Raw genomic sequence first — 14,561 nt, 5'->3', positions numbered from 1 at the left:
TCTACCTTATACGCCGCAGTGCGCATACTCGCGGAGCGTTTTTTACTTTACAGGAAAGCAATTTCCTATAAAGTGAAAAACAACTACCACTGCAACTGCCATGGCATTTTCGCATAATGACACAAAATATCCTGCGGTATCACCATTGATTCCGCCAAATTCCTTCCGGCTTTTCCAGCTATAATATCCATAACAGAGCAATGCCACAACTACTGCTGCAAGCCCCGCCCACAGGTTTACATAAATCATACATCCACTGTAGACAACTGCCTCTATGATGAGGACTGCCAGCACTCTTTTTTTCTGGGCGCTGTCTGCAAAATAAGCAAGCATACCGTCCTTTTTTGCCGCCTTCAGGCTTACCACACCAATTCCGCTTAAGCTTCGTGATAACGCAAAGCCAATTCCCACTACAAGAATTGCAGACAATTCCGTAAGCTCCGCATATGCTGCTCCATAAATAAGATAATATAAAACCAGCATCAATACGGAAAATGCTCCAATATGCGGGTCCTTTAAAATTTCCAGCTTCTTCTCCTTATCCTGATAGGAATGAAATGCATCCATGGTATCCATAAATCCATCCATATGAAAGCCACCGGTAACAAGCAGTGGAATTGCCACCGCTATCAGTGTTTTGCAAAGATGGCTTATCTCGACTGCATTTCCCAAAAAGAACCAGCCGGCTTCCAATGCACCAATGATAAGACCAATCAATGGGAAGAAGCAGAGGTGATACTGCATATCTTCTTCCTTCCAGTCAAACTGTGGCACCGGTATTTTTGAATATATAGAAAATGCAATGACGAATCCTTTTATAATTTTCATGTATTCCTCTTCTTTCTTAAATTCCATCCTTTTTTATGAAAATCGGAATCCCTGCTACTACTTCAATAACCTGCTCTGCCCGCTCTGCAATCTGCCGGTTTATATCTCCTAACAACCGGATATAATCCATTGTGGATGCGTCATAACGGATTCCGTCTTCAAATATCTGATTCGTGACAATAATCAGTATATCACAGGAATCCTGCAATGCTGTTACTCCACTTATAATTTCATGAGAAAGCTGCTTTATTTTCGCTTCATCCATCACAGCAGACAGATTTTCTTCTGAAAACATTTCGTTGGCAACGAGGTTCGACATACATTCCAGCAAAACTATTTTCCCGGCCGACACTCTTTCTGCTGCAACTTTTCCTGCTGACACTTTTTCGGTTGCCACTTTCTTTGCTGCCTCTTTAAGTCTTCTCGGCTGCTCTATCGTAAGAAAGCCTTTTCCTGCCCGCATTTTCTGGTGACGCTCTACTTTTTTCTTTCCTTCTTCATCATACACCTGCATGGTGGCTACATAAAAGAGGCTGCCGTTGCCTGCGGCTTTCACTGCCATTTGTTCTGCATATGCGGATTTTCCGCTGCCGCTTCCGCCGATTACCAATGCAATCATTCTTCATACCTCTTGTACTGTTCTATCTCAAAATTTGCAAAGGATGCTCCCTGCAAATACACGCCCAGTGCCACATCCAGCAGGGACATCATCATCACTGCACCGGTTCCCTCACCCAGTGCCATATCCGCATCCAATACCGGATCTAAATACAGCTTTTTCATAATCGCTGTCTCTGCCAGTTCCCGGCTCTTATGGGATGGTATCATATAATTTACGGCACCCTTGCAAAAAGTCTCTGCCAAAAGTGCCGCAACGGCACTGATGACGCCATCGATGACAACCGGTATCTGCTCGATTGCTGCTCCGATAAATACGCCTGTCAATCCGGCTATGTCCAGTCCACCTACCGTCTTTAATATGGTAAATGCATCCGCATCACGAAGGGAATATTTTTCTATTGCTTCTTTAATTACCCTGCATTTTCTTTTTAATGCTTCATCCGTTAATCCGGCGCCCTTGCCGGTCACCTGCTCTACCTCTAAATCCAAAAGTGCTGCTGCAACGGCTGTACTAGTGGTTGTATTTCCGATTCCCATCTCTCCTGTAGCAAGTATCTCATACCCTTCTCTATGGCATTGCTGCACCAGTTGTATTCCGGTTTCTATTGCCTTTAAGACCTCTTCTTCTGTCATTGCAGGTTCCTTAGCAAAGTTTTTCGTTCCCTTTGCAACTTTTCGTGGCAATACTCCGGGAATCACTTCGTCTGTATCAATTCCAATGTCCACCGGAATTACATCCACGCCTGCCACTGCTGCCATCTTTCCTATAGAAGAATTATTTACTCCCATGGCTTTTGCCACTGCAAGAGTTACTTCTTTTCCACTCTGGCTGACCTGCTCTTCCACCACGCCATTGTCTGCACACATAACAAGAACTGCTTTTTTCTGAATGGATATTCTGGTCGTCTTCTCTATGGCTCCAATCTGTGCAATCAGATATTCAAACTTTCCAAGCCCATCCAATGGTTTGGCGATTCCATCCAGCTTCTCTTTTACCTTTCGATACCAACTATCCTCCAAAGGCAAAATCTTTATGCTATCCAATTCTGCTTTTGTCATATTCTGCCTCCTGCAGCATTCCATAAACCGCTTCCATATCAAGATATTTCCGCAGTGTATCCGCCAGCAAATCGTACTGGCTCTCCTTATACTGCTGATAATTCATGCCCTGATTATCTTCATAATGCACTCCCTTTTTCTCCGCTAATGCCCGGATAAAAGTGGATGCGATATCTCCCTCATCAAAAATACCATGGACATACGTTCCGTAGACATTTCCCTTCTGCACAACGACTGCATCCTGTGTACTGGATTTCTCCTGTGCATGCACATGAGCTTGAGGCTGCGCCTGTATCTGCTTTGGTGCCTGTATCCGCTCTGGCTTCTGTGTTCCGCCGGTATGTCCCATATGAATCTCGTAGCCTTTGTATTCTTTGCCGGAAAGGGAAGCTAACATACCGGTGAGAGAGTCTATGGTTCCCGTTACCTGACGGCGTACCTTTTCCCGGCTCATCACGGTCTTAAGCGGCAATAGCTCCATGCCCCGTAAGCTGCCGCCTTCCTCTACCGAATAAGGGTCTTCGAGGCTTTCTCCTAACATCTGGTAACCGCCGCAGATTCCAATGACCGGAGTGTCTGCGGAGAGTTTCTTTATCATAGCTTCCATGCCATTTTCGCGCATCCATTTCAGGTCACCCATTGTATTCTTACTGCCCGGCAGAATAATGGCATCCGGATGATGGATTTCCTGCACCGAAGTCACATAGCGCACCGATACTCCCTCCATATGCTCGAAAACATCAAAATCCGTAAAATTAGATATTCTCGGATAACGGATAACTGCCAAGTCTATCAATGCCTCTTTTCGATGCTTGAATTTTCCGGTCAGGCTGTCTTCATCCTCAAGCTGTACCTTCATATAAGGCACCACTCCGCAGACCGGAATGCCGCCTTTTTCCTCTAACATCTGAATGCCCGGTTCCAATATGGATACGTCTCCGCGGAATTTGTTGATGATTAAACCTTTTACACGGGATTTTTCCTGCTCTTCTAAAAGCATCAGTGTTCCTAAAAGCTGTGCAAACACACCGCCCCGGTCAATATCTCCTGCCAGAAGAACCGGTGCATTTACCATCTCCGCCATGCCCATATTTACAATGTCATTTTCCTTGAGATTAATTTCTGCCGGACTTCCGGCCCCTTCTATTACAATAATATCCGCCTGCTCTTCCAGTTTGTGAAATGCCTTTAATATATCCGGGACAAGCTTTTTCTTATAGTTAAAATATTCCCGTGCCGGCATATTACCAATGACCGTACCGTTGACAATCACCTGGGAGCCAATGTCATTGGTTGGCTTTAAAAGAATCGGGTTCATACAGACCTGTGGCTCGATTCCTGCTGCCTCTGCCTGCATAACCTGTGCCCGCCCCATTTCAAGCCCTTCTGTTGTAATATAGGAATTCAATGCCATATTCTGCGACTTAAAAGGTGCCACACGATAACCGTCCTGATGAAAGATGCGGCATAAGCCTGCTGTAATCAGGCTTTTTCCGGCATTCGACATTGTTCCCTGTATCATAATCACTTTTGCCATGTGATAAGTTCCTCGATTTCTTTTGTTTTCTATACTATCTCGCTTCCAGTCCCTGAAGCAGTACCACATAACATGCGAAGTCTCCGATTCGTTTTCGCTCTTCCCCTAACCAATCATCCCAGTCATTGCCCAGCTTATGCTCATACATATAGACGGACAGCTTGTTTTTCGCACTGATTACAAGATTATGACAGCAGGTGCGCTCCGCATCTGCCTGCCCTTTCTCTGCCAGCGATTTCTGGTTCCATCCGTTTCTGATTCGCACATAGTCTACTGCACATTTCAAAAAACGGTCTATGAGTTCCCTGCAGGCTGCATCCGCCTCCCCCTGCTCTGCAATCTGGTTCCAGATCTGCATGGCTTCTTCAAAGGGCAGTGACGTCTCCTGTTTTAAGTACTCTTTGTATGTTGTATACATCGGACATCCTCCGTATATTTTTATCTTAACAGATATATTGTATAACATTCCTTGTTTTTAGAAAAGATACTTTCCCTTTTGATTTAGTCAAAAATAAGACAGTCTCAATTGAGGCGACTGTACCGCCCCCCAAAAGTGGCTGTCTTTTTTTATTTCTGGATTCTATCATCAACACAATTTCCCTTTTCTCTCTTTTCTTCTGCTGAAAATAAAACATCGGATTGTCTACACGCTGTGTCGACAATTTCAAGAAAAAACTTATAAAACTTCAGACAAGATATACATTACTTCTTGAATTTATATTTTCCTTTTCCGTGACCGGACACTGGTTCAATAATATCTGCCTGCACCAAATTGGAAAGAAGTTTTGAAGCACCTGAACCTTTCAGTTCAAGAAGTTCCATAACTGCACTTCTTCCAAACACCTCATCAAAGCCAAACTTCTCAAAAAGTCTATGGATATGAATCGTCGTTTTTACCAAGAAATCACTACTTTTTTCGGAAAGTACACTTTCAATATCCACTTTTATATCCTCAATATCCACTTTTACATCCCCAATGTCCACTTTTTCTTTGTTCAAAAGTCCACTTATATGAAGATTTCGATTATGAAGCTCATTTTCCTCGTTCAAAAGCAAATTTCTGAGAAATGTTTCCAAATACTCTGTTGTTTCGTGAATACCTTTTTGCAGGTTTGTATAGTTTGCACGGACAAGTGCATTTCTGAAATACCACGCATTTTCTGCAAAAATATCATTGGTTGCAGAGAACCCAAGCGTCCTTAAATATTTGATGAAAAACACTGCCGTTGTTCTCGTATTGCCTTCCCCGAAGATATGGATTTGCCATAACCCTGAAATGAATACCGCAAGATGATGAATAATCTCGTCCATTGAAAGCCCTTTATAACTAAAATCCTTCTCCTTCGAAAAATCATATTCAAGTGTAGCTCTCAGTTCTGAAGCACTACCGTACATAACAGTTGCTCCATCAAGCACCCATTCTTTCTTTGTGATGTTGTAATCTCTAATCTTTCCGGCGTGTTTATAAATACCCTGAAAGAGTTTACGGTGGATAGAGATATACTCGTTTGGTGAAAATGAAAACGCTGTTTCCGAAAGAATTTCTGCGATACGGGACGAAACCTTATCTGCTTCTTCGGTACGCTCATCATCGGACAAATGCACTGGTCTTTCTTCATAATAGCTGTCAATAAGACTCTGTGCTTCTTTCATCGTGATTTTACCTTCAATGTTCTGAATGGCGGTATCAATCAGATATTTAGATGGTTTGAGTCCGTCCACTGCCTGAAGTCCAATTGCCGTACTCCAAGCATATCCTTTATGAGCTTTATCCGGTTCAGACTCCCTCAAATATTCCTTAAACGGGTCTTTTTCCATATCCACTACCTCGCTTCATAGTTATTCTAGTCAAAGTTCTTTATTCAGAAAACAACTTGATTTTAGAAAACATTTTATGCAATCTGTACTCATCAAATATCTTATACTCTTCCTTCATTGCTCTTACTTTCTTAACATTATATATCTGAAGATTAGCTTTTTCAAGATTTTACAAAGCTTTGGAGAGCTTGTGGGGATATCCTATTTTCTGCTTTGAAATGTTATAAAATATAATGGGACAGGAACTCAAATAATTTCTGATTCGTTTCTTCATTCAGTTCTTCTGCCTGCAAATATTCCGGCAGTGGAATTCCCTGCTGGCATTCTCCACAGATATCAATGCCAAGTATATTTCCGTTTTCCAGAAAATGTGAGAGCAATCGCTCCAGCATCGGAAGTGACATGTTTCCCTGGCTCCAGTTTGTCTCCGTATATTGTTTATCTAAGATGTCCTTATCTATGGATATATAAACCGGCAGATTCTTTTTTATTTTGGAAATCTTATTTTTATCTTCTCCGGCACGAATCTCTTCTGCAGAAAAAGTAAGGAGTTTTTCTGATATTTCTTTACGATTCATCAAGCCATCATTTTCCCGATAAAGCTGCTCTATATCCTTCGCCTGCGGTCCGATTAATATCAGTTGCTGCAACCATGGATTCGTCTCTAACACCTTTTCTGCCCAGTCTCCGCAGCTTGTCATGTGCTCAATCATCGGCTTTTGCATGTCCGTATGATGGTCAAATACAACAAGCTGGAATTCCTTTTGAATCTGGCTTGTCATAATTTCTGTCACATAATGATAATTTCCGGAATCCAGAAAATGGATTCCATGAATTCCATATGGCTTGATTTTTTCTCTGATTTTCTCTTCTGCCTGTCTGGAACAATACAAATCACACTCCTCAATTTCAGAGCAGTCCAGCCAGTGGATGCCGGTATTCTTTGGTATGTTTTCATCGCAATATACATGCGAAAAATCTAAAATCAGATGATTGGTTGTCATTGTTGTGCCTTTCTTAGTCTTGCTACTTTTCCAAAGGGTGGATTCACATCTTCATTATCAATCAACCAGAGAACCGGAATATCAAGTATATCTGCTTCTTCTGGAAATAAACCATATCCATCAGTAAATATAATAATGACAGCTGACAGGTCGTGTTTCATATTACTTTTTATATAATGAAACACAACCGTAAAATCAGTACCACCTCCACCATATGGTATTATTTTTTCTAATTCATTAATATTTTCAAACGAAATTGGTGTGGTTACATCTGTATCAAAGAACCCAAGCTTTCCCTTTATTTTACCATTAAATTGCTCAATAACACCTCTAATTTCTGCATATACTGCTTCAAGCGCATCTTGATTTACTGAACCGGAAGTATCTGCCCAAAACAAAATTTCTTTTGCGACAAAATCTCTTTCGTTAAAATCTGGCAAGTCTGAACTGTTATATCCAAACAATATCTCGTTTCTTACGAAATCATAAATGGCAGCTATTTTGTTATATTCATCTAATTCTATCCATTTACGATTTTTTATGAGAGACTGTATACTCTCTACATCGAAATTTAGCATTTTAGTCATTTCAAGATATTTCTTCTCCATAATATCGCCTCTCTTTCTTCTTATGGCTCTATTATAGAAAACAAACCTCTAATAAACTTTCAAAAATTCGCTATCTTTTACTGTACTTCTCGCCGGAAGTCCCATCATCCTTTTTACTGTAGATGCAAAATGTGGTGGTGAATCAAATCCTGCGTTTAATGCTGCTTCCGTTATCCGTTTCCCAGCTAATAAATCTTGAAATGCTCTTTCTAACTGATGCAGTGTTAAATATTTTTTAAGCGTTATCCCTACCTGTTCACTAAATAAATGAGATAATCGGCTTGCTGAAATACACAATTTTCCAGCATATTCCTCTATCGAATGTTCTTCACAACTACATTGTTCCAATTAATGACACGATTCGTTCGTTTAGGATATAAATACTTATCTACTAAAACTTACGCCAACACTTCTCTTTCAAAAATGCCTTAATCTCATCTTCATTTCGACCTTCATAATAAGCTACAAGAAGACCCTTGAATTCAGACACAATATTCTCCGGCACAACTAACAATCCAATACCTTTTCCAATCATAAAATGATTAGCAAAGATAATAGAAGCTCTCTTATTACCATCAATAAAAATCTGTGTCTTCATACAATAAAGCGTAAGCTCAATTGCAATATCAACGTCCTCAAGTCCTGAGTTTATAATTTCATCTATTTTCTCTTTTACATCCAACTCATTTGGAATTGGAGGCACATAGCTTGAACCACCAATCGTAACAGGAACAGCTCTAACGGAACCACCATTTTCGAAGAACCCTTCATTTACCAGGCGTGCTATATGACTTACCATATAATAATTGCAAGGAGAAGCCACTACATCCGGATCCACAATAAACTCCCACGCATGCTTCAAATTTAAGATTTTTTGGACATCAGTTGCTTTTACTCCGTTAACTTCGCCATTTTCCAAAATAGTTTCTGTCTGTGGAAATGTAGTGGAAACACCTTCCAATACAGCCTGATCATAAATCAGACTTTTGACATTAGCTCTAGCAAAGTCAATATTAAGCTTTACTCTTGGTGACAGTTCGCTTTCTGTATATCCAAGCTTTGCTAAGTCCTTTTCGATTTTTCTAAGTTGCTTTTTAACCGCTCTTATTTGCTGCGATTGATTAACTGCAAGTGCGTAGAGCTCCTCAGAATATTTATCTATATAATTTGATTTGTATTTTCCAGCTTCTCTTTTTCTAACATAAATATATTTCTGATCATTTACAGTCTTGATTTCAATACTTCCATCAAATGCAGAGATATTAATTTGAGCCTGCAAATCAGCTTTTTCATTTAGTAATCTTTGGATTTCTGTTATATTACTCATTCATCCATCTCCTTTTAGGGTGATTTTATAATTATATATTGGCACTTTTTCACCCTAAATTCAATATATTTTTTAAATTTAGGGTGATTTTTTATTATATTTTTTTCAAATTCACCCTAAATCATATCGGACAGGTTTATTTCTTACTCGCCACCTGTAGAGGCGGGAGTCTTCTCCGATGAGATAAAAATGTTTTAGATTCGTTTCTATCTTTTGTATTCGAAAGCATCCCCTGTGAATTTAGTGCTAATTGTGTTGGATCCTTGGGACATCCGCGATTTACAACTCTAGTAAATGAATCTCCTGTACTAATCATCATAACATCATAATTCCCAGTTTCCTTATTAGTTATTTCAACCATTCGGTAATGATGTTCTTCATTATTAACCCTTGTAATTTTTGAACTTCCACTGTCATCCTTTACATATTAGATAAAAGCATGTAAAATTTCTTTTACATAGCTTAATTGCGGTCTATTTAGCTTGTTTCTTGACTACTCAGGAAAAATATTTCTACCCTCGCCCCACCTGTATTTTCAGAATTTGAAAGTTTAATACCTCCACCATATTTTTCAGCCACAGTTTTTGCAAAAAATAGTCCCATCCCATAATGGGCTTCGCCATTTCTACTTGTGTCATCCATAAAAAACTGCTCTGTGCCATGCAATAATGCTTCTTTTGTAAATCCTGATCCGCTATCCTCCACAATGAATGTCAGCCGGCCATCCTGCTCCTTTGCGTCAATATAAATGATTCCATTTTCTTTTGTATGCTCCACTGCATTCTGAATCACATTCATTACGGCTCGGAACATTGGATCATAAGCAATCGTTACCTTTTTATCACTTTGTTCCGCCTTCCAATCTATCTTCTGGTGATAGATTTCTACCAGTCCGAGTGCCTGTTCCTTTATATCTGCGAAAAAATCTTCTAACCTCACCGTTGTATAGGTAACATCACTGCAATTCCATGATTTTGTGACATCTATCAACTGTTTTACATAACTTTGTATCTGTGTTGTGCCGTTCAAAACATAAGTGATATTTTTCTTCTGTTCTGTGGTCAGTTCAGTCTCTGAAAGTAGTTCTGCATTTCCCCGTACAATCGTAAGAGGTGTTTTAATATCATGCGCCAAAGCAGACATCTGCTGTTTCTTTTCCTGCTCTGTTTTCCACTGCTTTTCTAAAGATTCTCGCAATGCATCTCGCATATCATCGATTGCCGATAAACAGTCATCAAACTCTTTGATACCGGAACAGGATGTCTCATATTCCAGATTTTGATCCTTTATTTGTCCGATTGCGTCTAATACAGGCTGCATCTGCTTTTTGATTCTTTTTCCAAAACGTATGGACGGAATGATGATAATCGCTACCGCTCCAATCACAGACATAATACTCATCACATTCTGTGGTCCTATAAAATGCTCCCTCAAAAAAGCTGAATGATATTGAGGTGTCAGGCGATATTGCAATACAACATATTCATTTTCCCTTACAATTACTTTATAAAAATATTTCCCGGATGCGTTTCCGTACTTTGCAACATTCCATGCTATCTGTTCGTATTGTTCTGACAGATCTCCACCTATTTTCTCTCCATTCTCTGAAAAGATTACATAATCACAAAGTGCAGGAATCATCTCAGCAGTTACTTTATCCGCACGTAAAATCGTATCATATGCTTCATTAATCTTTTGCTCTGCATAATTCGCCGGATAGATACAGCCCACACTAATCAAAAGGTACAGCAGCAGCCAAGCAACAATCACCAAACCTACTAATGATCCAAGCATGACCAGTACATATCTCATAAAAATCCAGCTGAGTGCATTGCTTCTCTTTACTCTTCCCATTTATATCCAATCCCCCAGACTGTTTTTATCGGTGTATAATCATAATCCGCAAATTTTGCTCTTATATTTTTGATATGCGTGATAATGGTACTGTCATTACTCTCACTGTCAAAACCAAAGACCTCTTCTAAAATCTGTTCTTTCGAGAAAACCTGTCCCCTGTTTTTAGCTAGGAATTCACAAATTTCGTACTCCGCTTTTGTAAGAGGAAGTTCCTTATCATCAACCAATAGTTTCTTTTGAGATATTTGAATGCAGACTCTCCCTAAAACCATCCGGACAGAATGTTCCCTGTGCTCTCTTCTAAGATGTGCATGAATCCTTGCCCGAAGTTCCCTCACTCCAAATGGCTTTGAAATATAATCATCTGCTCCCAACGAAAGTCCGCTCACCAGACTTTTTTCCTCCGTTTTTGCGGTAAGAAACAAAATCGGACAATCCACAAGTGCCCTGATTCTTTTGCATAATTCAAAGCCGTCCATTCCAGGCATCATAATGTCAAGTAAAATCAGGTCATAACGATGTAATTCTTCCATATTAAGTTTCAGCGGATTACTTACTTTGGTAACCAGATGTCCATCCTTATTCAAAATGCTTTCTATCATTTCCAGAATTGCCGGTTCATCATCAACTGCCAGTATTTTTGCCATAGTTTCCCTCGATTCTATTCCGATATTCTGTTTCCTTCCCAGTGGTTTACCCACCAAAAATAGTATACCATACTAATCCCTGTTAATATTAAGCAACCTGGTATGAATGACAACCATTCACCTACACTAGTTTCTCCCAATACAGATTGCAGATAAGTATATGGTACTCTACCCGTCCAGCAGACAAATACATATTTCCACACATAATCTCCAAGTCCGGTAAGCATCAATGCACTAATTAGTCCTGATATAATCCCTGCTCCAATGGATACCCCTTTTCCAAACTGAAAAGCCAGAATCAGCTGCCACAGATAAAGTGGAACACTGCTTCCCCACAGTAGCAATGCTGCAACAACACATATTTTTACAATTTCCATATTGCTGTTACTCCAGCTACCACTTGCTGATATCATTCCAAATCCAGTTCCAAATATTAAAGTAGTCAGTAAGACAGAGCCAAGACAAAACATCAGTAACAGCAGAAGTTTCGATATAAATGCCACTCCTTTTTTCGATAAGGATAACATATTCTGAAAGTTACCTGCATTTTGTTCCTGCTCCATCACACTTGCTGTAAAAATTCCAACAAGTACTGGAAGTCCTGCTCCTATTGCCTGATAAAATGCAATCACTTTCATATTTTCATTCCATGGTGAAAAAAGGTAATACACTAAAAATATAACGCTGGTTAGAATCGGAATCAGTACGTGTGCCAGAATCACAGATGTTCCTTTCATCTTTCGCAAGTCTGCATTCAGAGATCTTCCAAGCATCCTATCTCACCTCTCTTTTCTCAAACCATTTCAGAAACAAAAGCGTTGCAAGAACAAACCAGATCATTGAGAGGCAGATCCCCGGAGCAATGACTCCCGTATTCAAAAATGGATTCCCCGATTCTGCCGCAAGACCATTCGGTAAAATATGAAGTAACGGACACATCATTCGCATAGGGATTGCCGAAACAAGTACATACCAGATCCTGGTTTGTGATATTACCACACCACTGACGGTAATAAACAGGCAGACGAACAGGTTTACAATCATTCCAAAGCGTTCGCTTAAAAACAAAGCTACCGGAATCTCCCATAACTCAGAAACCGTCAGAAACAATACTGCAATCAACGCTCCTCCAACTGGAACATGTGTCGTTAGAAGAAAGCCTCCAAGCGTTGCTCCTGCAAACACAATCACATTGGAAAACAGAATCATGTACCCAATATAAATAATTTTCCCCAGCAACAATTTTCTTCTGTCTGTGGGAATAGTCATTAAATGATAGTATTTTATCTTTTTCTCCTGCGCCACAGAAAGATAACAAAATAGGGCAATCATCCCCGGCAGCAAAAGTGTATACCACCAGTTCCAAACACTTTCTGCATAAGCATTTGTCATCCCAAGAGTAAATATAAATGCCATGACAAATGTAAGAAGAGGAAATCCCCAGATAAACTTTTTTCGCATGGTTCTTTTGGCTTTTTGATGTTCTGCTTTTATAATATTAACCATGGATTTCACCTGCTTTCTGGTTTTTTCTTACCACATTCATAAACAAATCTTCAAGATTATCTCCCTGCTTTAATGCTCCTTCGTATCCTAAGATTCCACCTGAAATAATCCCGACTTTATCTGCAAGTAACTGTACCTCTGAGAGAATATGACTGGAGAGAATTACAGTGATTCCCTGTTCCGGAAAAGACCGGATCAGCTCTCGTAATTCCTCGATGCCTATTGGATCTAATCCATTCGTAGGTTCATCCAATATCAAAAGTTCCGGTTCTCCAAGCAATGCCATTGCAATGCCTAGTCTTTGCTTCATCCCCAAAGAAAACTGTCCTGCTTTCTTCTTTCCGGTGTTTGTAAGTGATACAATCTGCAAGACCTCATCAATTCTGTTTTCATCTGTACCAAGCAATAATTGTCTTACCTTCAAATTCTCTCTGGCGGAAAGATTTTCATAAATAGGCGGATTTTCAATTAACGCTCCTATTTTTGATAAATCTTTCCTATCCAAAAGTTTTCCATCAAAGTAAATCTTTCCTTCAGTTGGTTTCATCATACCGGTCAGCATTTTCAATGTGGTAGATTTACCAGCGCCATTCGGTCCAAGCAGTCCATAAATCTGTCCCTTTTCGATATTAAGTGAAACATTATTTACCGCTTTCTGTTTTCTAAAATATTTACATAGATTTTGTGTCTGCAACATCATTTCCATCTTTACTATCCTTCCTTCTATATTTCATTTCTCACTGAAATATAATCTATCAGGGAAAAATAAAGATTTGATGAAGATTTATTCCCGTATGGAATAAACCAACAATTGAATATCATTATCAGAACTCGGCTTTCCACTAAAATCAGCAAAGCTGTTACAAATACAAAGTCCCAATTTACCGAATATCTCCGTGATTTCATCCAAACTATATAACCTTATAGGATTTCCTTCTTTCATTTCAGGCTTATAAAGTGCTTCTCCATACATATAGTCTACCTGCCCATATATCAGCGTTTTTCTATCCTTCTCCCATTCAAAAGCAGATAATGTAAGTCCCTTTTCTCCTGCATCCCATAACTTGCAAGGGAAATGTGTTTGGGCATAGCTTCCATTCATGATATCCATAAAGTGCTTTGAGAAAAGGATTTCTCCTCTCTCAAAGGGCAAGTTGGCAAACTGGAATTTATCTTTTCTTATATGTCACCACAACTCCAACCACCGAAGTCAAAAAAACAATCGGTGCGAGTCTTACAAACAAGAATTCAAACCCATGCAGTATTGTTCCTGCCACTGCCAACTCAGGATCATTGTAATTGTAATTCCAATTCAAATAAAAACTATTCGTAGATGCAAGTGCGATAAATATTACCACTATAACCGCACACAATGAAATAAGAATCCATCGAATCGTTTTTACCTTTGTTATACTTCTTTTTGCAAGCTGCAAATTAATAACTTCTAATTTTTCAGAAAGAATCTTTAAATCATCGGTAGTCGGTTCTGCTACAGGTTCTCCAAGTAATTCACTTACAGTAGTATCCAGTTCATTCGCCAAAATAATCAGCATACTGGAATCTGGAACTGACAAACCATTCTCCCATTTTGATACTGTCTGTCTTACTACGTTCAGTTTAATTGCCAGTTCTTCTTGCGACAGCCCTTTTGACTTTCTAATTCTTTTGATATTTTCATTTAGCATAATCTCTGCCTCCTTGTTTTTGATAGCTCAATTCTATATTCAATAGAGCCGTTGCCACAAGCAA

At 39.5% G+C, this 14,561-nt stretch carries 17 protein-coding genes; all 17 read right to left on the bottom strand.

What is annotated here, in order from left to right:
* Positions 1–42: 42 nt before the first annotated feature.
* The gene (locus DWW33_RS12900; protein ID WP_118639673.1) at positions 43–828 is read right to left on the bottom strand and encodes an adenosylcobinamide-GDP ribazoletransferase; all 786 of its coding nucleotides are present in this window, start codon (positions 826–828) and stop codon (positions 43–45) included.
* Positions 829–844: 16 nt separating this feature from the next.
* Complete coding sequence (locus DWW33_RS12895; protein WP_118639654.1) at positions 845–1,447, bottom strand: bifunctional adenosylcobinamide kinase/adenosylcobinamide-phosphate guanylyltransferase; 603 nt, start codon at positions 1,445–1,447, stop codon at positions 845–847.
* A complete protein-coding gene (cobT, locus tag DWW33_RS12890) occupies positions 1,444–2,508 on the bottom strand; it encodes a nicotinate-nucleotide--dimethylbenzimidazole phosphoribosyltransferase (RefSeq protein ID WP_243088667.1) in 1,065 nt (354 codons plus the stop codon). The genes DWW33_RS12895 and cobT overlap by 4 nt, the downstream gene beginning before the upstream one ends.
* Positions 2,486–4,045, bottom strand: a complete 1,560-nt coding sequence (locus DWW33_RS12885) for a cobyric acid synthase (protein ID WP_118639652.1) — start codon at positions 4,043–4,045, stop codon at positions 2,486–2,488. The genes cobT and DWW33_RS12885 overlap by 23 nt, the downstream gene beginning before the upstream one ends.
* Before the next feature lie 34 nt (positions 4,046–4,079).
* Positions 4,080–4,463 (bottom strand): hypothetical protein, encoded by a 384-nt coding sequence (locus tag DWW33_RS12880; protein ID WP_117841924.1) that lies wholly within the window; start codon positions 4,461–4,463, stop codon positions 4,080–4,082.
* A gap of 284 nt (positions 4,464–4,747) precedes the next feature.
* A complete protein-coding gene (locus DWW33_RS12875; protein WP_118639651.1) occupies positions 4,748–5,863 on the bottom strand; it encodes a Fic family protein in 1,116 nt (371 codons plus the stop codon).
* Positions 5,864–6,084: 221 nt separating this feature from the next.
* Positions 6,085–6,867: an arginase family protein gene (locus tag DWW33_RS12870; protein WP_118639650.1), complete on the bottom strand. Its 783-nt coding sequence runs from the start codon at positions 6,865–6,867 to the stop codon at positions 6,085–6,087.
* The gene (locus DWW33_RS12865) at positions 6,864–7,475 is read right to left on the bottom strand and encodes a VWA-like domain-containing protein (RefSeq protein WP_118639649.1); all 612 of its coding nucleotides are present in this window, start codon (positions 7,473–7,475) and stop codon (positions 6,864–6,866) included. The genes DWW33_RS12870 and DWW33_RS12865 overlap by 4 nt, the downstream gene beginning before the upstream one ends.
* A gap of 48 nt (positions 7,476–7,523) precedes the next feature.
* Complete coding sequence (locus DWW33_RS12860; protein WP_243088664.1) at positions 7,524–7,772, bottom strand: helix-turn-helix domain-containing protein; 249 nt, start codon at positions 7,770–7,772, stop codon at positions 7,524–7,526.
* Positions 7,773–7,866: 94 nt separating this feature from the next.
* Positions 7,867–8,802, bottom strand: a complete 936-nt coding sequence (locus DWW33_RS12855) for a Fic family protein (RefSeq protein WP_118639647.1) — start codon at positions 8,800–8,802, stop codon at positions 7,867–7,869.
* Positions 8,803–9,279: 477 nt separating this feature from the next.
* A complete protein-coding gene (locus tag DWW33_RS12850; protein WP_117841910.1) occupies positions 9,280–10,656 on the bottom strand; it encodes a sensor histidine kinase in 1,377 nt (458 codons plus the stop codon).
* Complete coding sequence (locus tag DWW33_RS12845; RefSeq protein WP_118639646.1) at positions 10,644–11,306, bottom strand: response regulator transcription factor; 663 nt, start codon at positions 11,304–11,306, stop codon at positions 10,644–10,646. Before DWW33_RS12845 ends, DWW33_RS12850 begins: the two co-directional genes overlap by 13 nt.
* A 14-nt stretch (positions 11,307–11,320) precedes the next feature.
* Positions 11,321–12,079 carry a lantibiotic immunity ABC transporter MutG family permease subunit gene (locus tag DWW33_RS12840; RefSeq protein ID WP_117947906.1) on the bottom strand — a complete coding sequence of 253 codons (759 nt, stop codon included), beginning with the start codon at positions 12,077–12,079 and terminating at the stop codon, positions 11,321–11,323.
* 1 nt (position 12,080) lies between these two features.
* Positions 12,081–12,812, bottom strand: a complete 732-nt coding sequence (locus DWW33_RS12835; RefSeq protein ID WP_117947907.1) for a lantibiotic immunity ABC transporter MutE/EpiE family permease subunit — start codon at positions 12,810–12,812, stop codon at positions 12,081–12,083.
* Positions 12,805–13,518: a lantibiotic protection ABC transporter ATP-binding protein gene (locus DWW33_RS12830; protein WP_118639645.1), complete on the bottom strand. Its 714-nt coding sequence runs from the start codon at positions 13,516–13,518 to the stop codon at positions 12,805–12,807. Before DWW33_RS12830 ends, DWW33_RS12835 begins: the two co-directional genes overlap by 8 nt.
* Before the next feature lie 78 nt (positions 13,519–13,596).
* Positions 13,597–13,785 carry a hypothetical protein gene (locus DWW33_RS12825; protein ID WP_118639672.1) on the bottom strand — a complete coding sequence of 63 codons (189 nt, stop codon included), beginning with the start codon at positions 13,783–13,785 and terminating at the stop codon, positions 13,597–13,599.
* Positions 13,786–13,981: 196 nt separating this feature from the next.
* Entirely contained in the window at positions 13,982–14,497 is a 516-nt protein-coding gene (locus tag DWW33_RS12820; protein ID WP_118639644.1) for a helix-turn-helix domain-containing protein, read from the bottom strand.
* Positions 14,498–14,561: the final 64 nt, after the last annotated feature.

It is taken from the genome of Roseburia sp. AF15-21 (assembly GCF_003479505.1).
GTDB lineage: Bacteria > Bacillota > Clostridia > Lachnospirales > Lachnospiraceae > Roseburia_C > Roseburia_C amylophila.
This window is presented reverse-complemented; position numbering and strand designations above follow the sequence as displayed.